A 24,886-nucleotide genomic window follows, 5' to 3' on the forward strand; every position below is an offset into this window, starting at 1 on the left:
CCGTGATGATCCGTTGTGGAGCTTGACCATGACCGCTGCTGCCTACCCGCATCTGCTGGCCCCGTTGGACCTGGGTTTTACCACCTTGCGCAACCGTACCCTGATGGGCTCGATGCACACCGGCCTGGAAGAGAAACCCGGCGGTTTCGAACGCATGGCTGCCTATTTTGCCGAGCGCGCCCGGGGCGGTGTGGGCCTGATGGTCACCGGCGGCATCGGCCCGAATGACGAGGGTGGTGTGTATGCCGGCGCGGCCAAGCTGACCACCGACGCAGAAGCGCAGAAACACAAGATCGTGACCCAGGCGGTGCACGCGGCGGGTGGCAAGATCTGCATGCAGATCCTCCACGCCGGCCGATATGCCTACAGCCCCAAACAGGTCGCGCCGAGTGCGATCCAGGCGCCGATCAACCCGTTCAAGCCCAAGGAACTGGACGAAGAGGGCATCGAAAAGCAGATCCAGGATTTCGTCACCTGCTCGCTGCTGGCCCAGGTCGCCGAGTACGACGGCGTGGAAATCATGGGTTCCGAAGGCTACTTCATTAACCAGTTCCTCGCCGCCCATACCAACCATCGCACCGACCGCTGGGGTGGCAGCTACGAAAATCGCATGCGCCTGGCCGTGGAAATCGTGCGCCGCGTGCGTGAGGCCGTGGGCCCGAATTTCATCATCATCTTCCGCCTCTCGATGCTCGACCTGGTGGAAGGTGGCAGCACCTGGGAAGAGATCGTGCAGTTGGCCAAGGCCATCGAAGGCGCCGGTGCGACGATCATCAACACCGGTATCGGCTGGCATGAAGCGCGCATCCCGACGATTGCCACCAAGGTGCCGCGTGGCGCGTTCAGCAAAGTCACCGCCAAGTTGCGCGGTGCAGTGCAGATTCCGCTGATCACCACCAACCGCATCAACACCCCGGAAATCGCCGAGCAGATTCTTGCCGAGGGCGATGCCGACATGGTCTCCATGGCGCGCCCGTTCCTGGCCGACCCGGAGTTCGTCAACAAGGCCGCCGCCGGCCGCGCCGATGAAATCAACACCTGCATCGGCTGCAACCAGGCCTGCCTGGACCACACCTTTGGCGGCAAGCTGACCACTTGCCTGGTCAACCCACGGGCGTGCTACGAAACCGAGCTCAACTACCTGCCGGTCAAGCAGATCAAGAAGATTGCCGTGGTGGGTGCCGGTCCTGCCGGCCTGGCCGCCGCAACGGTGGCCGCCGAGCGTGGCCACCAGGTGACGTTGTTCGACTCCGCCAGCGAGATCGGCGGCCAGTTCAACATCGCCAAGCGGGTGCCGGGCAAGGAAGAGTTCTTCGAAACCCTGCGCTACTTCAAACGCAAATTGCAGACCACCCATGTGGAGCTGTGCCTCAACACCCGCGTGGATGTGGCGCAACTGGCGGCGGGTGGCTACGACGAGATCATCCTGGCCACCGGTATCGCACCGCGTACCCCAGCGATTCCGGGCATCGACAACGCCAAGGTGCTGAGCTACCTGGATGTGATCCTGGAGCGCAAACCGGTCGGCAAGCGTGTGGCGGTGATCGGCGCGGGTGGTATTGGTTTCGACGTGTCGGAATTCCTCGTGCACCAGGGCGTTTCCACCAGCCTGGACCGCGAAGCATTCTGGAAGGAATGGGGCATCGACACCCGGCTGCAAGCCCGTGGCGGCGTGGCCGGGATCAAGCCGCAACCCCATGCACCGGCGCGTGACGTGTTCCTGCTGCAACGCAAGGCCTCCAAGGTCGGCGACGGCCTGGGCAAGACCACCGGCTGGATCCACCGCACCGGCTTGAAGAACAAGCAGGTGCAGATGCTCAACAGTGTCGAGTACCTGAAGATCGACGATGCAGGCCTGCATATTCGCATTGGCGCCGAAGGCGAACCCCAGGTGCTGGCGGTGGACAACATCGTGATTTGCGCCGGCCAGGACCCACTGCGCGAACTGCAGGACGGCCTGCTCGCCGCCGGCCAGAACGTGCACCTGATCGGCGGCGCCGATGTGGCGGCCGAGCTGGACGCCAAGCGCGCCATCAACCAGGGCTCGCGCCTCGCCGCCGAGCTGTAAGACCCTGGCCGGGGCGGTGGTAGACTACCGCCCCGTTTTTCATGCAGATCCCGCCCGATGGGTCCCTTCGATTGGCTTCCCCACGCACCGCTTGAACCGCTGCACCTGGATTGGCTCAGAGGTGTCGAGCTGGCCGTGTTGCGCCTGGACCGCATCGACCCGCTGATCAGCGGCAACAAGTGGTTCAAGCTCACCGGGCACCTGGCGCAGGCGCAAGCCGCTCGCGGCCTCATCAGCCTGGGCGGGGCTTATTCCAACCATCTGCATGCATTGGCGGCCGCCGGCACACGCTTCGGTTTCCCCACCGTCGGCCTGCTGCGCGGGCACCCGCAAGACACCCCCACCGTTCTCGACCTGAAAGCCTTCGGCATGCAGCTGCATTGGCTGGGCTATGGCGGCTATCGCGTGCGGCATGAACCCGGTTTCTGGTTGCCGTGGCGTGAGCAGTATCCCCACCTGCACCCTGTGCCCGAGGGCGGCGGTGGTCGGGAGGGCGCCCTGGGTTGCGCGGTGCTGGTCGAGCAGGTGCGTGCACAGTTGCACAGCGTGGGCTGGGCGGACTACGACGGCTGGTGGCTGGCCGCAGGCACCGGCACCACGCTGGGCGGCCTGGCACTGGCAGAGGCGGGCGCGCACCCGGTGTACGGCGCCATGGCGGTGCCGGACGATCACGGTGTGGCGCAGAACGTCGAGGCCATCGTGCAGGGAGGCTATGAACTGCTGGACGCCAGTCGAGGTGGCTTCGCCAAAGTCGACCCCGAGTTGCTCGACTTCATCGACACCACCCAGCAGGCCTGCGGCGTACCCTTGGAGCCGCTTTACACCGGCAAGGCGTTACTGGCCTTGAAGACCCGGATCGAAGCCGGGCGCTTCGCCCCCGGCACTCGCCTGGTCTTCGTCCACACCGGCGGGCTGCAAGGCCAGCGAGGCTTCAAGGGTTAGCGCGCTTGCCCGGCATCATCCGCAACGCGGTGTTGTCCCGCAGGATGTAATGGTGGGCGATCCCGGCCAGCGCATGCAGCCCGATCAACCAGTAGCCGATCTTGCCGAACAGCACATGCCAGCCTTCAATCTGCTTGGCCAGCGCCTTGTTTTCCGCGATCAGCGGCGGCAATTCCATGCCATAGAACATCACCGAATGCCCCTCGGCGCTGACAATCAGCCAACCCGCAATCGGCATGCCGATCATCAACGCGTACAGCGCAACGTGCATCAGCGTCGCCAACAGGCTCTGCCATGGCGGCGGCGCCGGTACGATCTTCGGCGCCACTCCCAGGCTGCGTGCGAACAGGCGCAACCACACCAGCACAAACACGGTAAGGCCGAACATGAAGTGCATCTCGACGATCAACGTTCGCGCACCGCTGCCTTTGGGAAACTGGCCGCGTAACTCAATGCAGGCGTAGACCACCGCCAGCAGCACCACCATCAACCAGTGCAACGCAATCGACATGGTGCTGTAGCGTGTATCGGAGTTTTTCCACGGCATCGCTGGGTTCCTCACTCATCAGGGCAAACCTCCATTCTTTGGCGATGGAGTCCTTCTACTGTATGCCGGTTTTGAGCGGTTTGCCTGGGGTAAGTGCCGTGATGTTGACCTCTATCAGTAGCTCTGCGGCATTTGCCCACGGGCCAGGCGCGCATTGATGTCGGTGATGACCGCAGGCAGGTCGTTGATGGTGTCGATCAGGTAGTGCGGCCGTGAACCTGCGAACATCGCCTCGATGCGCTTGCGCTCGCTGGCCAGTGTGGCAGCGTCCAGTGCACGGAACTGTTCGTAGGTCAGGCCCAGGGCATTACCGGAGCAAGTCAGGGCGACGGTCCACATCCCGGCGCGGCGGCCTTCGAGGATGCCCGGCACGGTGTCGTCGACCTTCACGCACGCCGCCACATCGTCGATGCCCAGCGCAATCACGTTGGCCAGGGCCTGGGCTGGCCATGGGCGACCGTTGGGCACTTCGTCGGTGGCAACTACGTGGTCGGCGATATAGCCGTTGGTGGCGGCCAGTGCGACCACCTTGTCCATCACTTGCTTGGGGTAGCCGGAGCACGAACCGATCTTGATGCCTTGCACCCGCAAACGGGCGAGGGTGTCGAGGGCGCCGGGAATCAGCGCCGAGTGTTCGGCGATCTTCTCGATCTGCAACGGCATGAAGCGCTGGTAGATGGCCGTCACGTCATCGTCGGTGGGCGTGCGGCCGAAGGCGTTGCGGTAGCGCTCGGCGACTTGCGGCTGGTCGCACAGGGTGCGGATGTGGTCCCACTTGCCCATGCCCATCGGGCCACGGGCTTCTTCGATGGAGACTTGCACGTCGAATTCGGCGAAGGCTTCGACAAAAATCTGCGTGGGTGCGAAGGAGCCGAAGTCGACCACGGTGCCGGCCCAATCGAGGATCACGGCTTGCAGGGTGTTGGGGTTTTGATAGTTCATGCGTGTGCTCCAATCGATGAAAGGGTAATACCCATGGCCTGCAGTACGTCAGCGATGGCGGTGACGGCGGCGTGCATGTCGCTGGCATCGACATGGCCGATGCAGCCCACGCGGAAGGTTTCCACCTGGGTCAGTTTGCCCGGATACAGAATGAAACCCTTGGCCTTGACCCGTTCATAGAAGTCCTTGAAGTGGTAGCGCGGGTCCTGCGGGGCGTGGAAGGTGATGATGATCGGCGCCTGGATGTCCGCCGGCAGGAAGCTGCGCAGGCCCCGTTCGGCCATGCCGTCCAGCAGTGCCTGGCAGTTATTGGCGTAGCGTTGATGACGTGCGCGCAGGCCGCCTTCTTCGGCGTATTGCAGCAGTGCTTCATGCAGGGCCGCCACCACGTGGGTCGGCGGGGTGAAACGCCATTGGCCGGTCTTGGCCATGTAGCTGTGCTGGTCGAACAGGTCCATTGCCAGGGAGTGGCAGTTGCCATGGGCGGCGGCCAGCGCCTGTTGGTCGACGAAGACAAAGCCCATGCCCGGCACGCCTTCCAGGCACTTGCCTGAAGCGGCGATCAATGCGTCGAACGGTACTTCGCGGGCGTTGATCGGTAGCGCACCAAAAGAACTCATGGCGTCGACGATCAGGCGCTTGCCGTGGTGTTTCACCACCTGGGCGATCTCGGCCAAGGGGTTGAGGATGCCGGTGCTGGTTTCGCAGTGGATCAGCGCGACGTGGGTAATGGCCTTGTCGGCGTGCAGCAGGCGGTCCACATCGGCGGCGGTGGTGGGTTGGTCCTCGGCGGTTTCGAAGGTGCTGAATTCGCGGCCCAGTACTTCGCAGATCTTCGCCAGGCGCTTGCCATAGGCGCCGTTGATCAGCACCAGCACCTTGCCGTCGCGTGGGACCAGGGTGCCGATGGCCGCTTCGACGGCAAAGGTGCCGCTGCCTTGCAAGGGCACGCAATGGTGGCTGGCGGCGCCATCGATGATTGCCAGCAACTGTTCGCAGACGCTGGCGGTGAGCTGGTTGAAGCGGTCGTCCCATGAGCCCCAATCCACCAGCATGGCCTGGCGGGTGCGGTTCGAGGTGGTCAGGGGGCCGGGGGTCAGCAGGATGGGCGTCGTCATTACAAATCCTCGCGAAGCATCGGTTGAATCTACGGCGCCTAAATTGCAGTTTGGCTTGTCATCAATCAAATTGTTTGTTGTTATGCGAGCTATCAGTGAGGCCGATAGCTATGAACCTGTTCCAACTGCGTGCATTCGATGCGGTGGCCCGCGAGGGCAGTTTTACCCGTGCGGCGGCGCGGCTGTTCATCAGCCAGCCGGCGGTGACCGGGCATATCAAGGCCCTGGAGGAGCACTACCAGATCGCGCTGTTGCGTCGCACCGCCAGGCGCGTGGAACTGACCGAGGAAGGCACGCGCCTGGCGGCCATCACTCGGGCGATCTTCGGTCTGGTGGACGAGGCGCAGACCCTGCTGGAAGCCAATCGCCAATTGCTCACCGGGCGCCTGGAAGTGGCGGCGGACGGTCCGCACCTGGTGATGCCGATGATTGCCAGCCTGCGTGCGCGTTATCCCGGGATCACGGTCAATCTGCGCCTTGGCAACGCCCAGGAAACCCTGGCGGCGTTGCTGTCCGAGCATGCGGACGTGGCGGTACTGACCGAGGTGGAGCCGCGCAATGGCCTGCACTTGCAGCCGTTGGCCGAATCGCGGATCTGCGCGCTGGTGCCGGTGGCGCATCCGTGGGTCAGGCAGGCCGAGGGTGTTCAGCTGGAGCAACTGCATGAGGTCATCATGGTGCTGCGTGAACCCGGCTCCATCACCCGGCGCACGTTTGACGGTGCTTGCCTCGTTGCCGGTGTACAGCCCAGGGTGCTGCTGGAGCTGGACAGTCGCGAGGCGGTGACGGAAGCCGTGGCTGCCGAATTGGGCGTTGGGGTGGTGTCGTCGATGGAGGTCAGCCCCGACCCGCGGGTGTGCGCGGTGCCGATCCAGGGTGATGGCCTGGTGAACCGTCACCTGCTCGGCTGCATGGAACGGCGCCGCGCATTGCGCCTGATCCAGGCGTTTTTCGAGTTGGCGCCCTGACGGTTTTTTGGTGGAACGATGCGTTCTTGCGCTATAAACTCTGCCCCCAAAGCGCCGGCCAGTAGACGTTTCGGCGCGATGGACATAAAGAGAGTGAGTCATGGGCGCACAGTGGAAAGTCAAACATAAAGAAGCGGCAGCCAATGCCAAGGGCAAGATCTTCGGCAAGCTGGTGAAAGAAATCACCATCGCCGCCCGCAATGGCGCCGACACCGCGACCAACGCGCACCTGCGTCTGGTGGTGGAACAGGCCAAAAAGGCCTCGATGCCCAAGGAAACCCTGGACCGCGCCATCAAGAAAGGCGCCGGTCTGCTCGGCGAAACCGTGCAGTACCACCGCGTGACCTATGAAGGGTTTGCCCCGCACCAGGTGCCGCTGATCGTCGAGTGCGTGACCGACAACATCAACCGCACCGTGGCGGAAATCCGCGTGGCGTTCCGCAAGGGCCAGCTGGGCGCTTCCGGTTCCGTGGCCTGGGACTTCAACCACGTCGGCCTGATCGAAGCCTCGCCGGACAGCCCGGACGCCGATCCGGAAATGGCCGCCATTGAAGCCGGCGCCCAGGATTTCGAAGAAGGCGAAGAAGAGGGCACCACCCTGTTCATTACCGAGACCACCGACCTCGACGCCGTGCAGAAAGCCTTGCCGGAGCAGGGTTTCACCGTGTTGTCGGCCAAGCTTGGCTACCTCTCGAAGAACCCGGTGAGCGGTTTGAGCGATGAGCAGATGGCGGAAGTCGAAGCCTTCCTCGAAGGCCTGGACAACCATGATGACGTGCAGGATATGTTCGTCGGCCTGGCGGGCTGAACCTTCAACATGTGTGAGGGGGCTTGCCCCCTCACACATCGGGTCAGCGCAGTTGGATAGAGGCCAGGATGGCTTCGATCTCTTCGAATCCAGGCCGTGCCAGCACATCGGGCTGACAGCACCTTGCTTGTAGCGTCAGCCATTCACCGCTCACCTGTTCCTCAACCCGCTCCAGCAACTCCCCCAGCAAAATCCCGAACGCGCGCACTTCAATACGCTGCAACGCCCTGGTTTCCTCGGTGTCCGCTGTGGCATGGAACGACGCGGCGCCGAAGTCCCCGAGCAGGCAGTCACCTGCTTCATTCCACAGAATATTGTGGCCATACAGGTCGCCATGGGTGATGCCGTGCCGGTGCAGATGCGCCGCGACCGAGGCGATGCCACGGGCGATGCGCAACGCCACGTCAAGGCTGAAACGGGTGTCCGGCGTGTAGATATCCCGGGTGCACGACGCCAGGCTCGGCAGTGCCGCGAGGTTGCGGTAACTCGGGTCGATCAGGTCCATCACCAGGGCGGCCTGGTCATCGGGGTGGCCGACCACGCGGCCTTCGACCTTGATCAGGTTGGGGTGCAGCCCGGCGGCGATACAGGCCTGCATTTCGTGCAGCGGTGAGCCGTCACTGGTGATGCTGCCCTTATAGAGCTTGACGGCGACGGGTGTGTTTGAGGGTGTCCACTGTGCTTTGCGGATCACGCCGGACGCGCCTTCGCCCAGTACTTCGGCCAGTTCCAGTTCGGACCAGGGAATGTCCGGCGTGGTGTATTCACCCGCCACCGTCACCGCCATTTCCACCGGGTTACCGGCGTAGGCCAGCCAGGTCAGGCTCGGCAGCGTCAACAGCCACTGCGGCAGGCGCGTGAAGCGGTTGGAGGCGATGCGCAGCAGTTCGAGGTTGTGGCAGTCGGCGAGGCTTTGCGGCAGGTGCGTCAGGTGGTTGCCGGCCAGCATCAGTTTTTGCAGCAATGGCCGTTCGCCCAATGCCTCGGGCAGTTGGCTGATGCGGTTATCGGTCAGGATCAGCCAGCGCAACAGCGGCGGCAACGCGGCGGCGGGTACGTGGCTGATCTGGTTGGCCTTGAAGCCGATCATGCTCAGTTTGGCGCATTGGCCGAGGCACGCCGGCAGTTCGGTGAACAGGTTGTCCGAACAGAACAGCACACGCAGGTGCGGCAGGCGGTGCAGGTCCTCGGGCAGGCTGCGCAGGGCATTGCCGCTGAGGTTGAGGATTTCCAGGGAGTCGGCCAGTTCGAAGATTTCCCGGGGGAATTCGGTCAGCCCGCAGGACAGGTCCAGGCGCGTGATGCCGGCCAATTGGCCGGCCTTGAGTTGGGCGAGGGTATTCATGAACGGCGCGGTCACTCGGCAAGAAGGCGTGGAAGGCGCTCATGATACCGGGTCGGACGCGGGTTGCGGGGGGGCCTGCTGCAATTGTCCAAGACGGCTGGCGGTGCGGGCCAGGTCGATGGCCTGGCCGCTCAAGGCAACCTCGAGCGGTAATTCGCCGATCAGTACCAGGTGCTTGTCGCGGTCGTAAAGCACATCCACCAGGTTGATAAAGCGCTGCTGCACGGCAATCGGGCAGTTCGCCAGTTGAGGCAGGCCGTCGATGATCCAGTGGTCGTAGTCCTGGCACAGCAGCAGGTAGTCCATCACCGCCGTCAGTTGTTCGCACAGGTCGTTGAAGGTGAAGGCAATGCTGCGCCCTTGATGGCGGCGGCACATCAAAGTCCGATGGCCGACGCCCAGGGGGCGGGGCGGGCTGTCTACGGCGGGCAGGTCGAGCGCCGCCCGCTGCCCCGGGGTGCCCGGCCAGACGTATTGGCCGCAGGTGAAACGTTGCGCGCTCCGGGCCTGGGGCAGGCTGCGAAAGTCCTGGGGCGAACTGACTTCCAGCACCTCCATGCGCGCTGCGATCAGGTCGATCACCGGCTTGAAGCGCTCGTGGTACAGGGGGTTGGGCAGCAACCCTTGCGGCGCATAGTTGGACGTCACCAACACCAGTACACCGCGCTCGAACAGGGCTTTGAACAGCCGCGTGATCAGCATGGCATCGCCGATATCATGGACGTGGAATTCGTCGAAACACAGCACCCGGCAGCCTGCCAACTGCTCATCGAGCGTCGCGGCCAGGGCATCGTCCTGCGCATGGTGCGTGAACATGCCGCGATGCAGTTGGGCGAAAAAATCATGGAAGTGCACGCGCTGCTTCTCGGCGATCGGCAACGCCTGGAAGAACCCGTCCAGCAGCCAGCTTTTGCCGCGCCCTACGGGGCCGTGGAGGTACAGGCTGCGGGCGGGCTGGCCGACGAGCAGTTGTTGGGTTTCCCGGGCCAGGGCAGCAATTGCGCGGGTTTGACCGGTGCTCAGGGTGTAACCCTGTTGCGCGGCCTTTTGCTGAAAAAACGCGGGAATGGGCGAAGCGCCAAGGGGCCCGGGCTTTTGGCCGAGCAGGCGACGGATCAGGGAAAGCGCGGCCAATGCAAGTCACTCTGTATTTCGGTGGTCGCTCACTTTAGGACGCTCGTCGCGTTTTGACCAATAGAGAAGGGCGCTGCCAGCTATCTCGAAAAAGCATCTCACGCCGGCAATCCTGTCCAGACTGGCAGTTTCTCGCTGAGTGACTAACCTCCTACACAGCAGTCACCCGTGTACAAGGATTTGGGGCAGTGAAGGGACGAGCAGTATTGGCAGTCATGGGCGCAATGCTCTGCAACGCGGCTTACGGTGCACAGCTCCAGGTGGAGGTGCGTATCGACGTGCAGCGGGGCTGCCAGTTGGTGGGCACCACCCGCAGCGCTGGTATCGAGCAATTGGGCGTACTGGATTTCGGCAGCGGCCCGCGTCTGGATGACCCGGCCGGGCCCCTGAGTGCGGCGCTGATCAGCCAGCGCCAACCGCGCCTGGAGTGCAACCCCGACACGCCGTACCAGGTCCGCGTCGATGGCGGCCTGCATGGTGGCACCGGTGAAGTGCGCTACCTCAGTGCTACTACATCGACCCAGCCCATTCCCTATCGCATCTATGCCGACGCGGCGCGGCGCGTGCCGTTGCCCGTGGATGTGCCGCTCAGCGGCCGGGTGCCGGACGCAGGTTTCGTCGACCTGCCGCTCTATGGTCGCATCGAGCCGCTCAAGGAGATCCCCGCCGTCGGCCGCTACACCGACCTGCTCAAGGTGACGGTGACATGGTAAGCCGTTGCCTGGCCCTGGTGGCCATGGGTGGCCTGCTGGTGCTGGCAGATGACGTGCAGGCGGCTGTCGCCAGCGGGTTTATCCAGGCGCGGCTGGTGATCACCGCCAGTTGCGAAGTGAGCAAAAGCGTGGAGAGCGCGCCGGTCAACCCCACGGGCGGCACGGCGATGCTCGACTTCGGCAGTCAGGGTCCGACCTGGAACAATCCATTGGGTGCTGGCGTCACCGCGGGCGACAAGGCGCCCTTGGCGGTGTCGTGCAACCCCTCGGTCTCGAGCTTCACCGTGACCATCGACGGCGGCACCAACGGTGATGGCACCACTCGGCGCCTGAGCAATGGGCGCCAGATGATTCCTTATCGACTGTCCGCCGACCCGCAGGGGCACAGCACCTATAGCATCGGGCAACAACGCAATTTTGTCGTGGCCAAGGGCACCCAGATACCGATCCCGGTGTTTGGCTCCGTGGTGGCAAATACCAGTGCCTTACCGGCAGGGATCTACACCGACACGTTGACGGTGACACTGGACTGGTAACTCAAGAGGATGAAAACCATGCATGTACTTGTTTCGCGATTGGGTGTGTGTGCGCTGGGCCTGGCAATGGCCTCCAGCCTCAATGCCGCAACTACGGTGACCGGGCAGATCACCTCCAGCCTGATATTGATCGCCAGTTGCCAGGTCAACGGTTCGGGCGCGGCTACCGGGTTGAACTTCGGTAGCTTGAATTTCGGCACCACCAACAGCCTGTTCACCAACGCCGATGCCCAGTTGCTGGGCGGTACTGGCACCGGTGGCGCGTTGTCGATCCTGTGTTCCAGTGGCACTACGCCAGCGGTCAAGGTGCGCGCCGGTGCACATGACGGCGCGTCCCCCGGTGGCAGCCGTGCATTGGCCGACGGTGCGGGCAACTTCGTGCCCTACGATTTCTACACCGACAGCGGCCATTCCGCGCTGCTGGCGATTGACGGTGTGATCACCCTCGCCACCAGCACCGGGGTGGCACAGACCGTCAACCTCTATGGTCGGGCGGTGGGCAAAGCGGGGCTGCCGGCAGGCACCTACACCGACACCGTGGCCGTGGAACTGACGTTCTAGCAATGTGGCTCAGAGCGTTGCTGGCCTGTGGGCTGGCGGTGCCGTTGCCGTTGTCGGCGGTGACCAGCCAGAGTTTCCAGGTGAGCGCGACCATCATCCCGGGCTGCCTGATCGTGGGCGGCAGCTCCAATTATGGTGCGCTGACCTACGGCAGTTATTCGGCCCTGGCCACCAGCACGGTCACGGCGGCGCTGACGGGGGGCGTGACCTTGCAGTGCACGCCGGGGGTGACGCTGAGCATGAGCGTCGACGGCGGGCAGCACAGCAGCACCGGGCGCAATCTGCAGCTCAATAGCGGTAGCGCGCGGGTGGCCTACCAGTTGTTTCAGGATGCGGCGTTCAGTCAGAGCCTGGGGATCGGCCAGAGCGTCAACGTGGCCTACAGCGATGCGAACAACATCAGCCTGCCGATCTACGGGCGGGTGCAATTGCCGGGCAATCAGCCTGGGGGGACATACAGCGACACGCTGCAGGTGCAGCTGACGTGGTAAGGCTATCGGTATAAGGAGTGGGGTTATGCGTTCACCATCCCGGCGGTTGTGGGCCGCGGGTATTGCCTTGAGTGCGGTGTGCACGGCGGGGCTTGTGCAGGCGGCCAGTTCGGTGCTGATCTGGCCCATCGACCCGGTGCTGGAGGCCGATCAACAGGCGAGCGCGCTGTGGCTGGAAAACCGTGGGACTGAAACCGCGAGCCTGCAGATTCGCGTGTTTGCCTGGAGCCAGAGTGGTTTCGAAGAGCAATACCAGAACCAGCGTGATGTGATTGGCAGCCCGCCCGTCGCGCGGATCGAGCCAGGGCAGAAACAATTGGTGCGCCTGACCCGCACCCGAGAAGTACCACCGGGCCAAGAGTTGGCCTACCGCATCATCATCGATGAAATCCCTTCAGCCTTGCAGGTGCCTACGCCGCCGGAAGGCAAGAACACCGCAGCGGCGATCCGCTTTCAGATGCGTTATTCGGTGCCGCTGTTCGCCTACGGTGCGGGCCTGTGGAACAAGGAGGACAGCACGCGCCCGCGTGACCCCAAGGGCGCGGGCAAGCCGGATCTGAGCTGGCACAAGGTCACGGTAGCAGGGCGCGACTACATCGAAGTGCGCAACCAGGGCGCTGTGCATGCGCGCCTGACCGATGCTGCATTCAAGCAGGGCGGGCAGACCCGACCCTTGGTGGATGGCCTGTTGGGCTACGTGCTGCCGGGCGCCAGCATGCGTTGGCCGGTGCCGCCAGCGCTGTCGGCCGACCAGCCGCTGCAGGTCAGGGTCAACGGCGCACCGCAGTTGGAGAGCCTCGCGCCGCAGCGGTAACAAGCCGGTAACGGGGCAGGAACGCCCCGGGATTTAAACGGATGGAGATGTCCATTGAAGGACACAACGCCATGGTGAGTCGTGGTCTGGCTCGCAGTCTATGGCTGTCGGTGGTGGGCGGGCTGGGCGGCGCAATGGTTGCGCTTCCGAGCGTGGCTGGCGACCTGCCACCGCCCCCGAGCAGTATGGAGGCTGTCGCCGATGCACAGTTGTTTCTGGCGCTGGTGGTCAATCAGATGGACACCGGCCGCGTTATCGCGGTCGATCAACGGGCTGGGCAACTTTATGTGTCGGCCAGCGCGCTGCAGGACGTGGGCATGAAGCTGCCCGGCGAATTGAGCGGCAGCGTGGCGCTGGACAAGATCCCCGGCCTGCACAGCGAGTACGACAGCAACGGCCAGCGCCTGCTGCTGGATGTGCCGCCGTCGTGGCTGAAGGAACAATTCATCGGCAACCGCAACACCTACCCGCGCACCCAGGCAATGAGCAGCTTTGGCGCCTTGCTCAACTATGACCTGTATTTAAACGACACCGACGAAGGCGGCAGCTACCTCGCTGCCTGGAACGAAGTGCGACTGTTCGACCACTGGGGCACCTTGTCCAATACCGGCCAGTACCGCCAGACCTTGGCCGATGGCGTCAGCAGCAGTACCCTCAACAACGGCTACCGGCGCTATGACACTACCTGGCGCTTCTCCGATGATGAGCGGCTGCTGACCTACGAAGCCGGTGACGTGATCAGCGGCGCCTTGCCCTGGAGCAGTTCGGTGCGCCTTGGCGGCGTGCAGTTCTCGCGGGACTTCGCGGTGCGTCCGGACCTGGTGACTTACCCCCTGCCGCAATTTGCCGGTGAGGCCGCGGTGCCGTCGTCGGTGGATCTGTTTATCAATGGCTACAAATCCGACAGCGCGCAGTTGCAACCGGGGCCGTACACCCTGACCAACGTGCCGTTTATCAACGGAGCGGGCGAAGCGGTGGTGGTGACGACTGACGCCCTGGGTCGCCAGGTGTCTACCACGGTGCCGTTCTATGTGACCAGCACCCTGTTGCAAAAAGGCCTGACGGACTTTTCGGTGGCCGCCGGCACCTTGCGCCGGGAGTACACCCTGAAGGACTTCGCCTACGGCCCCGGCGTGGCGAGCGGTACCTTTCGTTATGGTTATTCCGACAATTTGACCCTGGAGAGCCATGCCGAAGCCTCCACTGACCTGACCCTGGGCGGCCTGGGTGGCAACCTGCGGCTGGGCAACCTCGGCGTGCTCAATGCCGCCGTCAGCCAAAGCCGATTTGAAGGGCGCAGCGGCCAGCAACTGAGCCTGGGGTATCAGTACAACAGCACGCGCTACAGCCTGTCCTATCAGCGGGTGGAAAGGCACGACGAGTACGCCGACCTGACCCTGGTCGACACCGCTTACGCGAGCCTCAGCAAACGCAGCGAGCAGGTGACGCTGAGCCTCAACCTTGAGCGTTTTGGCAGCCTGGGCATGGGGTATTTCGATGTGCAGGCGGCGGACGATTCGCGCACGCGGCTGCTCAACCTGAGCTGGAGCAAACCGCTGTGGCGCAACACCAGTTTCTACCTGTCGGCCAACCGCGAGATCGGCGACAGCAACTGGGCGATGCAGGCGCAACTGGTGATTCCGTTCGACCTCAACGGCAGCCTGGCCTTGAGCACCGAGCGCAGCAAGGACGGCGCCAGTCGCCAGCGCCTCAATTACAGCAGCGCGGTGCCCAGCGAGGGCGGGGTGGGCTACAACCTCGGTTATGCCCAGGGCGATGGCGCGGCATATCGGCAGGCCGACCTGACCTGGCGCTTGCAGTCGGTGCAGCTGCAGGCCGGCGTGTACGGCAGCAGCGATGCCGAGACACGCTGGGCGGATGCCAGCGGCTCGCTGGTGTGGATGGGTGGCGACACCTTTGCCGCCAACCGTATCAATGATGCCTTCGTGGTGGTGAGTACCCAGGGTTTCGCGGGTATCCCGGTGCGCTACGAGAACCAGCTGGTGGGCGAAACCGACCGTAATGGGCATCTCCTGGTGCCGTGGAGCAGCGCGTACTACCGCGCCAAGTACGAAATCGATCCGCTGAACCTGCCGCTCAATGTGCAGAGCCCGAATGTGGAACAACGTGTGTCGGTGCGCCGTGGCAGTGGCTACCTGCTGGAGTTTCCATTGCGCCGGGTACTCGCGGCGAGCGTTACCCTGGTGGACACCCAGCATCAGGAATTGCCCTTGGGCAGCCTGGTGGTGCACGAGCAAAGCAACCAGCAGGCGGTGGTTGGCTGGGACGGCCTGGTGTACCTGGAGAACCTCTCGGCGCATAACACCTTGCAGGTCACGCTGGGTGAAGGGCGTACGTGCCAGGCGCGATTCGAGGTCGACGAGCAGCAACAAGGCGTGCCGCTGATCGGGCCGTTGGTGTGCCAGTGAGACGCGTGGGCTGGCTGTCGCTCCTCGGGATGGTGTGCTCGGGGCAGGCAATGGCGCTGTGTTCGACGGTGGCGACGGCCCCGGTGAGTTTTGGCTCGGTGAGTTCGATCAACGTACGCACCACGACGCAAAACAGTTCGACCCTCAACGGCGGGTTGAGCTGCACCGCTTCACTGATTGCCCTCGGCACCAGTGACCACTTCTATGCCACGATCACCTCGACCACCAGCGGCATGGTCGGCCCCACGGGGGATGTGATCGGTTATACGCTTTATGGCAATAACACCACCACGTTCCCTATTACACGCGGGCTCCAGTTCGATTTCGGCCCCAATGGCATTGCGACAAGCGCGGGGCTTTTGACGGGGCCGGGCAGCAAGAACCTGCCGCTTTACGTGGGCAGTATTACCGGGACGAATGTGGCGGCCGGCGTGTATACCGAAGTCCTCAGCGTTGCATGGACCTGGGATTATTGCATTGGCCTGGGGGTGGGTAACTTGTGCGTATTGCGCGACAAGAACCTGACTCCCCAAGTCAAGCTCCTGACCGTGAGCATGACCGTCACCAATGACTGCCAGATCACCGCGCCCAATATCAGTTTTGGCAGTGCGCCCGTTATCAGCGGGTTCACCGCTGTCACTGGCCAGACCATCAGTATTTCCTGCACCAAGGGCAGTGCCTACAGCGTGGGCCTGAGCGACGGCCAGAACGCTGTCAGTGTGGGCGGGCGGCGGCGCATGATCTCAGGCACCAATTACCTGGCCTACGACATCTTCAAAAGCGCCGGCACCACGCGCTGGGGCAGCGTGGGCGCGGCGCGGCGCGACAGTTCCAGCGCCGAGGTCAACCCCGGCAATGGCCTGGGTATCGGCAGCCAGGTGTTCAACTACAACGCCAGGATCTACACCGATCAAACCACACCGCCCGCCGGCACCTACCTCGACAACGTGGTACTCGACGTGGGTTTCTAGAACTTCAACATCGCCGGGGTGGGCTGATCTGCCGGGCTGACCACTGCATAGTTGTAGCCGGCACCGGACCAGTACTGGGCCTGCAAGCCATCGGCACTGCGGCTGCCACGGGGCAGGAAGCCGTTTTCCGGGCCTGGCGGGCGGATGTAGAAGCTGATGCGCCGCCCTTGCGGGTCTTCGTACAGCACCATGGCGGCGGCGCCTTGCTCGGTAGTGAGCAAGCGCCCGCTGACCGGCGTGAAGCCCGACGCGCTCAGGTCAGGCAGGCGGTGGGCCTGGTTGAAGTAGCGGTCGAGCCAGGCCTGCATCGTGCCGCCGCCCTGACCCTTGTAGTCGGCCGGCATGATGCCGTCCTGGGCAAACAAGCGGAACGCCTGCATCGCATCGGCCATCGGCAGTTGGGCCGGCTGGCTGACTTCACGGGCGTGCCAGCCGCCGACACCGCCGAGGCTGACAGCGATCAGCAGCACGGCTGCCGTGGCGAAGTGGCGGCGTGATTGACGCTTGATGCGCTGGCGGATCAGCGCCGGGTCCAGGTCCGGGTTCGCCGGTTGCTGCAGGGCACCGCCCAACGCAGCACGCAGCAACTGCGCGTCGTGCTGCCAGGCATGGACCTGGGCTGCGACATCCGGGTGGGCCGCCAGATAGGTTTCAAGTACACGGCGATCACTCTCCAGCAGTTGGTGATCGACGTAGGCATGCAAATCGCGTTCGCTGGGGGGCAAGCTGATCATTTGAGTATCCGCAGGGAAGGGCTGGCAATTTCGCCATCACTGAGTTGACGCAGGGCTTGGCGCGCCCGGGACAGGCGTGACATCACTGTGCCGAGGGGCACATCGAGGATCTCGGCGACTTCCTTGTAGCTCAAGCCTTCGACCGAAACCCACAGCAGCAGGGCGCGCTGCTCGGTGTTGAGCTGATCGAAGGCTTGCAGGGTCGATTGGGCGATCACCGTGCGTTCGACCGACGGCTGCACATCGTCACGCCCGGTAAAGAATTCCAGCATGCGCGCATAACGCCGGGTGCGGCGGTGGGCATCGAGGAATTGGCGGTAGAGGATCGAGAACAACCAGGCGCGCAAGTCGCCTTCGACACGTTTATCGGCCCAGCTGATGATCGCCCGCTCCAGGGTCGACTGCACCAGGTCGTCGGCGCTGCTGGCGTTACGGGTCAGGGACACGGCAAAGCGCCGCAGCCTGGGGATGAGTTCGCGTAACTGTTCGTCGAGTTCATGCATGGGAATCTGGCTGGTCACTACGCTGGGATTAGAGAGACGTGCGCCGTTGAGGGTTATTCCCCGTGCGTGAAAATAAATCCAGGGCCAGGGAATAGAGCCGATCGGCGTTCGTCTTAATGCTCCGACCTTATGTTCACCCCTAAGGCCTTTGGCCTGGAGTTCCTTCATGGTAGATCACTCATCACCGCCCCGTCCTCCGTTGAGCATCGCGAGCCTGATCGCGCGCCTGGCGGGTATCGGTGCCGTGGTTGCGGTTGTGGCGGGGGCCTTTGCCTACGTCAACGGCACCCTCGACCCACAGCGCCTGCGTCCTAAAACCCTGGTCAACGCGCTGGAAACCAACAATGGCGTGCACCCGGGCTTTCGGCGTAACCATGCCAAAGGCATCTGCGTCGCCGGGTATTTCGAGAGCACGCCCGAAGCGCGCACCTATTCCAGTGCCCAAGTGTTCCGCGAGGCCAAGACCCCAGTGATCGGCCGGTTTGCCTTGCCCAGCGGTAACCCTTACGCGCCCGACAGCAGTGTGCCGATCCGCAGTTTTGCCCTGCAGTTCACCCAGGCCAACGGCCAGCAATGGCGCACCGGCATGAACAGCATGCCGGTGTTCCCGGTGGGCACGCCCGAGGCGTTCTACCAGATGCTCAAGGCCGGTGCACCGGAGCCCGCCACCGGCAAGCCGAACCCGGCGAGCATGCCGGCGTTTTTCGCCGCCCATCCCGAGACCGCGCCGTTCCTGGCGTGGGTCAAGACTGCCAAGCCTTCGGCCAGTTATGCGACTGAAACCTACAACGGTATCAACGCGTTTTATCTGGTAGGGACCGATGGCAAGCGCCAGGCTGTGCGCTGGGGTGTGGTGCCGCAGAGCCAGGACGCGGCGGGCGACATCGCCCCGGCGGGGAGTGATTACCTGGAAAAAGACCTGGTCCAGCGCCTGGCTACCGGGCCGTTGCGCTGGCAGTTGAACATGACCCTGGCCAACCCGGGTGACCCACTGGACGATGCGAGCAAGGCCTGGACTGGCGAGCATAAATTCATCAATGCCGGCACCCTGGTGCTGCAAAGCAGCCAGCCGCAAGCGGACGGTGATTGCCGCGACATCAACTTCGACCCGCTGATTCTGCCCAGTGGCATCCAAGCGTCCAATGACCCGTTGCTGGCGGCACGCTCGGCGGCGTATGCCAGTTCCTACCTGCGCCGCGCCGGTGAAGTCGGCCCGTTGCACAGCGCCCCTCAGGAGTCGAAGCCATGAATGCCCAACCACGGTTTTTTGCCCCGCTGGCGCGTTTGCTGCACTGGCTGATGGCGCTGATGATCATCGCCATGCTGTTTATCGGTGCGGGCCTGGCGGCGTCTGTCTCGGAGCGGCATGAGTGGTTGATCCACCTGCACAAGCCCCTGGGCATCGCAATTCTGGCGCTGGTGATCGTGCGCCTGATGGTGCGTTTCGCCACCCGTCAGCCACCATTGCCCACCGACTTGCCGCTGTGGCAAGTGTTGGCGGCCAAGGCATCCCATGTGTTGCTGTATGCCTTGATGCTGGTATTGCCGCTGCTAGGCTGGGCGATGATTTCGGCGGCGGGCGACCCGGTGATGCTGAGCAGTTCGGTACAGCTGCCGGCGCTGGTGGGCGCGGATGCGCCGTTGTTCGCGGTGCTGCGCAAGGCCCATGGTTATCTCGCCTACCTGCTGTTCCTGACGGTGCTGTTGCACCTGGCGGCGGCATTGTTCCATGGGCTGATCCGCCGCGACGGCGTGTTGCAGAGCATGACCGGCACCCAAGAGTGATGCCGGTGGGAGAGGGCGTCAGCGCAGCACGGTGACGATATCGGCCACCGTGCTCAACACGTCCTTGCCCAACTGCCTGGAGCGCTCGCCTGACCAGCCGGTCTTTGGGTTGGGCGCGTCGTCGTTGTCCTTGAAGGGCATTTCCAGGGTCAGCGACAGGCAGTCGTATTTCTGGCCGACCGCGTTGCACGCCAGGGTCATGTTGGCTTCACCCGGCAGGTCGCGGGTGTAGCCGTGAGTGGTCTGGAAGTCGCGGGTCAGGGCGCTCAAGTGGCTGCGGAAGTGTTTTTCCAATGCCTCGATGCGTGGGGTGTACCCCGGGTTGCCTTCGCAGCCGGCGGTGAAGACGTAGGGGATTTCCTCGTCGCCGTGGATATCGAGAAACAGGTCGACGCCGTACTTTTCCATTTGTTGCTGGACGAACAACACTTCCGGGCTGATCTCCTGGCTAGCGCTCTGCCAGGCGCGGTTGAGGTCCTGGCCCATGGCGTTGGTGCGCAGGTGGCCGTGGAAGGCGCCGTCCGGGTTCATATTGGGCACCAGGTACAGGTCGGCGACTTTCAGCAGTTTTTTCAGCTCGGCGTCACCGTCCTGTTGCAGGCGTTCGATGATGCCTTCCATGAACCATTCGGCCATGTGCTCGCCGGGATGCTGTTGGGCGATGATCCAGATCTTGCGACGACCTTCGCCACCTTTGCCGCGACGCAGCAGTTGGATGTCACGGCCCTCGGCACTTTTACCGGTGGCCAACAATTGGGTGTCGGCGCGGCTCAAGGCCTGTTCGATCAGCCAGTCGTGGCGTTCGCGGCTGTAGGGTTCGAAATAGGCGAACCAGGCGTGTTTCTCGCGGGTTTCCAAACTGATATGCAGGATTTCCCCATCGAAGCGCGAAGGCACCCGGAACCAATTGATGTGGTCATAGGAGGCCACGGCGTTGTAGCCACTCCACGCGTGTGGGTAGGACGATTTACCCGCGTTGCTCAGGCGAAAGGTGTGGGTATGGCCCACGTGCATGCCTTCGGCCTTGAAGTGGAACCATTGGTAATGTTGGCTGCGTGTGTCGGGTTTGATTGCCAGCAGTAACTGATAGGCGTCGTGGGCATCCAGTACCTGGATATTGCCACTGTCGAAGTCGGTGCTGATCCTGATGGAGGTCAAGGCCACGGTCATAGTCTGGTTGCCTGAATATGAGTGTTGTGGCGGCTATCTTACACAGGAGTCTGGTAAAGACTGGACGCAAAATTGTTGCGAAGGGGGAGGGGGGCGTCTTCCTTGACGCAGCAGCAGCTTAGGATCTATGAGATTGATTCTCAAGCGCTATTTCGCAAAGATGTGGGCTGGAGCGGTCGACTGGCTTTCTTTTCGCGATAGTCTTTTGCTACCATGCGCGCCATCAAGCAACACACAGTCTTCATTAGCCTGAAGCCATGCCAGGGAAACTGGCAAAAAAAAGACCCGGCCAAAGAGCCGGGTCAAAAACCGTGATTAGCCTGATGAGGAGATATTCCAAGAGTCCGACCTAAGGTCCCTTGGTCTATCGACTGATCTCGCGATCAGCTGGGTCCAATAATAATCATTATCATTTGCAAGTCAAATGTTTTTATCCGTGAGATAGAAATATTTTTTCTTCGCGCCTGTCATCCGTTCGCTTGAGCCTCCGGCACCTGCAACGACCGCTCCACCATCGCCTTCGCCATATCGATCAAATACACCACCGAAAACGCCAGGTCGCGATGACTGCCCTGATGGCTGCTCGCTGACTCATAGGCCGTGGCCGCGGCGCTGCGCAACAGGTCCGAGGCGTGCACCAGGGCTTCCTCCGGGCTGATGCCTGGCTTGATGGCAAACAGGGCCTCGTCAGGGGCTGATGCCGACATATCTTCTTTCAAGTAAAAGTCCAATGCGCGCTTGGCGGCACCGCTGCTGCGCAGGTCGTGCAGCTCGGTGTCTTCGGGGATTTCAGGCAGCAGATACGGGCTTGTCGTCATAAGGGGCGGTACTCTGGGGTGGGTGTCGAAAACCTTATGCCGATGATAGTACGTATCGTATTTATGTCGTTTTATGGATTACTACAAACTGTTTATTGCCCTGGAAACTGCGTGACGTATTGTCAGCGTCCATGGATAACTGGATCGCGTTGGTCAAGGCCAACATGGAAGACCGCAAGGTCACGCAAGGTGAACTGGCTGAGCGCCTGGGCATGTCCCAGGGCGGCGTCGGCCATTGGCTCAACAAGCGCCGTGCGCCGAGCCTGGTCGACATGAATCGGGTGTTGGCGGCGTTGGGGCTGGGCTATCTGGAAGTCGCGCTGGATATTCGTGAGCGTGCCGATGAGCCGCCTGCGGAGAAAAACTACAACCCGTATTTCCGCTATCCGGTCAGCGACTGGAAAGGGCTGTGCGAAGTGCGTGAGCCGCGACCGCCTTATGGCGCCGCCCGCTTCGAGCTGACGGATTACCATGCCCGGGGCGAAGCCTTCTGGCTGCCGGTCACCGGCGACGCCATGACCGCACCCAGTGGCCTGAGCATCAGTGCGGGCATGATGATCCTGGTGGACCCGGCCATTGCCGCCGAGCCCGGTAAATTGGTGGTGGCCCAGTGGCTTGGGAGCCCCCAGGCGACCTTTCGCCAGTTGCTGGAAGAGAGCGGCCAGCGTTACCTGGTGCCGCTCAATCCCACCTACCCGAAACAGTTGCTGACCGACGATTGCCGCCTCCTGGGCGTCGTCGTACAGGCCACGGCAAAATTTTAACCCGCCGTTTCGAGCTCCACCAATGCGCAACCTTCGGCAACCATTTCGCCTTCCTGGCAGAACAGTGCCTTGACCACCCCGGCCTGGGGCGCACGGATGCTGTGTTCCATTTTCATGGCTTCCAGCACCACCAGTTGCGTGCCGGCTTCCACCGGCTGGCCCACCTCCACCAGCACCCGTACGATGCTGCCATTCATCGGCGCTGTCAGCCCACCCTGATGGGACTGGTTGGCCTCGACTGCGGCAATCGGATCGAACAGCGCTACGCCGCGCATCTCGCCGTCCCAACGCAGATACAGCGTATGGTCATGGCGTACCGCCAGATGGCTGCGACGCACGCCCTGTCGTTCGATCAGCAACTGTTCGCCACGCCACTGTGGCGCCTGGGCGGCCAGCGTCACCAGTCGGTCCTGGCCATCGCAGCTCAAATGCAGCGACACTTCGGCAGGCAGCCCGGCGCGAAAACCGTGTCTATCCGCCCACGGTCCCTCACCCGGCGGCAGGCTCTGAATAAAGGCCGCGCCAGCCGCCTGCCAGAATTCATCACTTAGCTCTCCTGGGGCCGGCAGCAACTCATCCTGATAACGCGGAATAAACCCGGTATCCAACTCGGCCGCCGCAAATGCCGGATGACCGACAATGCGCCGCAGAAAGCCCAGGTTGGTCTTGAGGCCGCCAATGGCAAACTCATCCAGCATGCCCAGCAGCCGCAGCCGCGCCTGTTCACGGTCCTCGCCCCAGGCAATCAGCTTGCCGAGCATGGGGTCATAGAACGGCGAGACGTTGTCGCCTTGCTCGACACCGCTGTCCACGCGGCGCCCTGGCCCAGGTGCGGATTCACGGTACAGCGCCAGGTGTCCGGTGACGGGCAGGAAGTCATTGGCCGGGTCCTCGGCGTACAGCCGCACTTCAATCGCATGGCCGACCAGCGGCACCTGTTCCTGGGTGATCGGCAACGCCTCGCCCTGGGCGACACGAATCTGCCAGGCCACCAGATCCAGGCCGGTAATCGCTTCGGTGACTGGGTGCTCCACCTGCAGTCGTGTGTTCATTTCCATGAAGAAGAACTCACCGCGTGCGTCCAGCAAGAATTCCACAGTGCCCGCGCCGACATAACCGATGGCCTGGGCCGCACGCACGGCCGCCTCGCCCATGGCCTTGCGTTGTTCAACACTCAACCCCGGCGCCGGTGCTTCCTCGACGACCTTCTGGTGGCGACGCTGGATCGAACAATCCCGTTCGTTGAGGTACAGGCAGTGTCCATGCTGATCGGCAAACACCTGGATCTCCACATGACGTGGTTTGAGCAAGTATTTCTCCACCAGCATCTGCCCATTGCCGAAAGACGACAGCGCTTCTCGCTGGGCCGAAGCGAGCGCCTCGGCCAACTGGCTGACGTCCTCGACCACCTTCATGCCCTTGCCGCCGCCACCGGCGGTGGCCTTGAGCAGCACGGGGTAGCCGATGCGTTCGCAGGCGGCGCGGAAGGTGTCCAGGTCCTGGGCGTCGCCGTGATAGCCCGGCACCAGGGGCACGCCTGCGGTTTCCATCAGCGTCTTGGCGGCCGATTTGCTGCCCATGGCATCGATGGCGGAGGCGGGCGGCCCGAGGAAGATCAACCCGGCGGCTTCAATCGCACGGGCAAACCCGGCGTTCTCCGACAAAAAACCATACCCCGGATGGATCGCCTGGGCGCCGCTGGCCTGGGCGGCAGCGATCAGCTTGTCGATTTGCAGGTAACTGTCGGTGGCTTTGCTGCCACCGAGGTCGACGCGAATATCTGCCTCACGGCTGTGGCGTGCATCGCGGTCGATGGCGCTGTGCACCGCCACGGTGGTCAGGCCCATGGCCTTGGCGGTGCGCATCACGCGGCAGGCGATCTCGCCACGGTTGGCCACCAGCAGGGTCGTCAATGTACTCATGAACGCGGCTCCTGGGGCTGCCAGCTCGGTGGACGTTTTTGCAGGAACGCGCGCAAGCCTTCCTGGCCCTCGGCGCTGACCCGGATGCGCGCAATGGCGTTTTCGCAGTAGCGACGCAGCGCCGGGGTGAGGGCACCGTTGCCCACTTCGCGCAACAGGTCTTTGCTGGCGCGCATGGCTGCCGGGCTGTTGTGCAGCAGGTTGGCGATCCACTGTTCGACCTGATGGTCCAGCTCGCCGATCGGATAGCTTTCCGCCAGCAAGCCGATGTCGCGCGCTCGCTGGCCGCCAAAGCGTTCGGCGGTCAGGGCATAGCGCCGCGCCGCACGTTCGCCGATGGCCTGTACCACGAACGGGCTGATCACCGCTGGCGCCAGGCCGATGCGCACTTCCGACAGGCAGAACTGCGCATCATCGGCGCCAATCGCCATGTCGCAGCAACTGATCAAGCCCAGTGCACCGCCGTAGGCCGCGCCTTGCACCACCGCCAGGGTCGGGATTTTCAGTTTGGCCAGGTTGTACATCAGCTCCGCGAGTTCGCGGGCATCGTCCAGGTTGGTGTGGTAGTCCAGCTCGGCCGACTGTTGCATCCAGGCCAGGTCGGCGCCGGCGCTGAAGTGCTTGCCGCGCCCGCGCAGGACCAGGAAGCGCAGGGACGGATCGCCTTGTACCCGGTCGAGGGCGATGATCAGTTCGCGGATCATCTCGGCGTTGAACGCGTTGTTCTTGGCTTCACGACTGAGCCACAGCGTGGCAAAGCCACGGGGGTCGGTGATCAGTTCGAGGGTGTTGAAATCGCTCAT

The 24,886-nt window shown here is 63.2% G+C and carries 25 protein-coding genes; 14 read left to right on the forward strand and 11 right to left on the reverse strand.

Annotated features, from left to right (window positions below):
• Positions 1-28 precede the first annotated feature (28 nt).
• Both NL123_RS11305 and NL123_RS11310 read left to right on the forward strand, forming a co-directional pair.
• Positions 29-2,068: an oxidoreductase gene (locus tag NL123_RS11305; protein ID WP_494357786.1), complete on the forward strand. Its 2,040-nt coding sequence runs from the start codon at positions 29-31 to the stop codon at positions 2,066-2,068.
• Positions 2,069-2,125: 57 nt separating this feature from the next.
• Complete coding sequence (locus NL123_RS11310) at positions 2,126-3,010, forward strand: 1-aminocyclopropane-1-carboxylate deaminase/D-cysteine desulfhydrase (RefSeq protein ID WP_248482458.1); 885 nt, start codon at positions 2,126-2,128, stop codon at positions 3,008-3,010.
• Here the strand turns inward: NL123_RS11310 and NL123_RS11315 are convergent.
• From NL123_RS11315 to NL123_RS11325, 3 genes are all read right to left on the reverse strand, one after another.
• Complete coding sequence (locus NL123_RS11315; RefSeq protein WP_071493484.1) at positions 3,000-3,557, reverse strand: cytochrome b; 558 nt, start codon at positions 3,555-3,557, stop codon at positions 3,000-3,002. The genes NL123_RS11310 and NL123_RS11315 overlap by 11 nt on opposite strands.
• Before the next feature lie 114 nt (positions 3,558-3,671).
• On the reverse strand, positions 3,672-4,499 hold the full coding sequence (gene phnX / locus NL123_RS11320) for a phosphonoacetaldehyde hydrolase (protein ID WP_248482456.1): 828 nt from the start codon (positions 4,497-4,499) through the stop codon (positions 3,672-3,674).
• Positions 4,496-5,617, reverse strand: a complete 1,122-nt coding sequence (locus tag NL123_RS11325; protein WP_248482454.1) for a 2-aminoethylphosphonate--pyruvate transaminase — start codon at positions 5,615-5,617, stop codon at positions 4,496-4,498. Before NL123_RS11325 ends, phnX begins: the two co-directional genes overlap by 4 nt.
• Before the next feature lie 110 nt (positions 5,618-5,727).
• On the opposite strand from NL123_RS11325, the gene NL123_RS11330 reads away from it, so the two are divergent.
• Positions 5,728-6,585, forward strand: a complete 858-nt coding sequence (locus NL123_RS11330) for a LysR substrate-binding domain-containing protein (RefSeq protein ID WP_248482452.1) — start codon at positions 5,728-5,730, stop codon at positions 6,583-6,585.
• A 100-nt stretch (positions 6,586-6,685) separates the two neighbouring features.
• On the forward strand, positions 6,686-7,393 hold the full coding sequence (locus tag NL123_RS11335; RefSeq protein WP_071493480.1) for a YebC/PmpR family DNA-binding transcriptional regulator: 708 nt from the start codon (positions 6,686-6,688) through the stop codon (positions 7,391-7,393).
• A 43-nt stretch (positions 7,394-7,436) separates the two neighbouring features.
• Here the strand turns inward: NL123_RS11335 and NL123_RS11340 are convergent, their stop codons facing one another.
• Both NL123_RS11340 and zapE read right to left on the reverse strand, forming a co-directional pair.
• Complete coding sequence (locus NL123_RS11340) at positions 7,437-8,738, reverse strand: protein kinase (RefSeq protein ID WP_494357787.1); 1,302 nt, start codon at positions 8,736-8,738, stop codon at positions 7,437-7,439.
• 39 nt (positions 8,739-8,777) lie between these two features.
• Positions 8,778-9,872, reverse strand: a complete 1,095-nt coding sequence (gene zapE / locus NL123_RS11345) for a cell division protein ZapE (RefSeq protein WP_248482448.1) — start codon at positions 9,870-9,872, stop codon at positions 8,778-8,780.
• A gap of 215 nt (positions 9,873-10,087) precedes the next feature.
• Here zapE and NL123_RS11350 point away from each other — a divergent pair, with 215 nt between their 5' ends.
• The 7 genes from NL123_RS11350 (at position 10,088) to NL123_RS11380 (ending at position 16,387) form a co-directional block, all read left to right on the forward strand.
• Positions 10,088-10,585, forward strand: a complete 498-nt coding sequence (locus NL123_RS11350) for a Csu type fimbrial protein (RefSeq protein WP_494358298.1) — start codon at positions 10,088-10,090, stop codon at positions 10,583-10,585.
• On the forward strand, positions 10,579-11,121 hold the full coding sequence (locus tag NL123_RS11355) for a Csu type fimbrial protein (protein WP_248482446.1): 543 nt from the start codon (positions 10,579-10,581) through the stop codon (positions 11,119-11,121). The genes NL123_RS11350 and NL123_RS11355 overlap by 7 nt, the downstream gene beginning before the upstream one ends.
• A gap of 18 nt (positions 11,122-11,139) precedes the next feature.
• Entirely contained in the window at positions 11,140-11,682 is a 543-nt protein-coding gene (locus NL123_RS11360; protein WP_034107216.1) for a Csu type fimbrial protein, read from the forward strand.
• Positions 11,683-11,684: 2 nt separating this feature from the next.
• Complete coding sequence (locus tag NL123_RS11365; RefSeq protein ID WP_071493476.1) at positions 11,685-12,173, forward strand: Csu type fimbrial protein; 489 nt, start codon at positions 11,685-11,687, stop codon at positions 12,171-12,173.
• A gap of 25 nt (positions 12,174-12,198) precedes the next feature.
• The gene (locus tag NL123_RS11370) at positions 12,199-12,987 is read left to right on the forward strand and encodes a fimbrial biogenesis chaperone (protein WP_494357788.1); all 789 of its coding nucleotides are present in this window, start codon (positions 12,199-12,201) and stop codon (positions 12,985-12,987) included.
• 71 nt (positions 12,988-13,058) lie between these two features.
• A complete protein-coding gene (locus NL123_RS11375) occupies positions 13,059-15,416 on the forward strand; it encodes a fimbria/pilus outer membrane usher protein (protein WP_494358299.1) in 2,358 nt (785 codons plus the stop codon).
• Positions 15,417-15,466: 50 nt separating this feature from the next.
• Positions 15,467-16,387 (forward strand): Csu type fimbrial protein, encoded by a 921-nt coding sequence (locus tag NL123_RS11380; protein WP_248482444.1) that lies wholly within the window; start codon positions 15,467-15,469, stop codon positions 16,385-16,387.
• On the opposite strand, the gene NL123_RS11385 is transcribed toward NL123_RS11380, so the two are convergent.
• Together NL123_RS11385 and NL123_RS11390 are read right to left on the reverse strand one after the other, a co-directional pair.
• Positions 16,384-17,121 carry an anti-sigma factor family protein gene (locus tag NL123_RS11385; RefSeq protein ID WP_248482443.1) on the reverse strand — a complete coding sequence of 246 codons (738 nt, stop codon included), beginning with the start codon at positions 17,119-17,121 and terminating at the stop codon, positions 16,384-16,386. The genes NL123_RS11380 and NL123_RS11385 overlap by 4 nt on opposite strands.
• Positions 17,118-17,624, reverse strand: a complete 507-nt coding sequence (locus NL123_RS11390) for an RNA polymerase sigma factor (protein WP_248482442.1) — start codon at positions 17,622-17,624, stop codon at positions 17,118-17,120. The genes NL123_RS11385 and NL123_RS11390 overlap by 4 nt, the downstream gene beginning before the upstream one ends.
• Before the next feature lie 166 nt (positions 17,625-17,790).
• On the opposite strand from NL123_RS11390, the gene NL123_RS11395 reads away from it, so the two are divergent.
• Positions 17,791-18,873, forward strand: a complete 1,083-nt coding sequence (locus NL123_RS11395; RefSeq protein WP_494357789.1) for a catalase family peroxidase — start codon at positions 17,791-17,793, stop codon at positions 18,871-18,873.
• The gene (locus NL123_RS11400; RefSeq protein ID WP_248482440.1) at positions 18,870-19,409 is read left to right on the forward strand and encodes a cytochrome b; all 540 of its coding nucleotides are present in this window, start codon (positions 18,870-18,872) and stop codon (positions 19,407-19,409) included. Before NL123_RS11395 ends, NL123_RS11400 begins: the two co-directional genes overlap by 4 nt.
• An 18-nt stretch (positions 19,410-19,427) precedes the next feature.
• On the opposite strand, the gene NL123_RS11405 is transcribed toward NL123_RS11400, so the two are convergent.
• Entirely contained in the window at positions 19,428-20,579 is a 1,152-nt protein-coding gene (locus tag NL123_RS11405; protein ID WP_494357790.1) for a M14 family metallopeptidase, read from the reverse strand.
• A 467-nt stretch (positions 20,580-21,046) separates the two neighbouring features.
• A complete protein-coding gene (locus NL123_RS11410) occupies positions 21,047-21,397 on the reverse strand; it encodes a DUF6124 family protein (protein ID WP_058423883.1) in 351 nt (116 codons plus the stop codon).
• A 131-nt stretch (positions 21,398-21,528) separates the two neighbouring features.
• Here NL123_RS11410 and NL123_RS11415 point away from each other — a divergent pair, with 131 nt between their 5' ends.
• Positions 21,529-22,161: a LexA family protein gene (locus NL123_RS11415; RefSeq protein WP_248482438.1), complete on the forward strand. Its 633-nt coding sequence runs from the start codon at positions 21,529-21,531 to the stop codon at positions 22,159-22,161.
• Here NL123_RS11415 and NL123_RS11420 read toward each other — a convergent pair.
• Both NL123_RS11420 and NL123_RS11425 read right to left on the reverse strand, forming a co-directional pair.
• Positions 22,158-24,083: an acetyl/propionyl/methylcrotonyl-CoA carboxylase subunit alpha gene (locus tag NL123_RS11420; RefSeq protein ID WP_494357791.1), complete on the reverse strand. Its 1,926-nt coding sequence runs from the start codon at positions 24,081-24,083 to the stop codon at positions 22,158-22,160. The genes NL123_RS11415 and NL123_RS11420 overlap by 4 nt on opposite strands.
• The gene (locus tag NL123_RS11425; RefSeq protein WP_494357792.1) at positions 24,080-24,886 is read right to left on the reverse strand and encodes a gamma-carboxygeranoyl-CoA hydratase; all 807 of its coding nucleotides are present in this window, start codon (positions 24,884-24,886) and stop codon (positions 24,080-24,082) included. The genes NL123_RS11420 and NL123_RS11425 overlap by 4 nt, the downstream gene beginning before the upstream one ends.

The sequence above is a fragment of the Pseudomonas sp. FBCC-B1565 genome, from assembly GCF_059133265.1.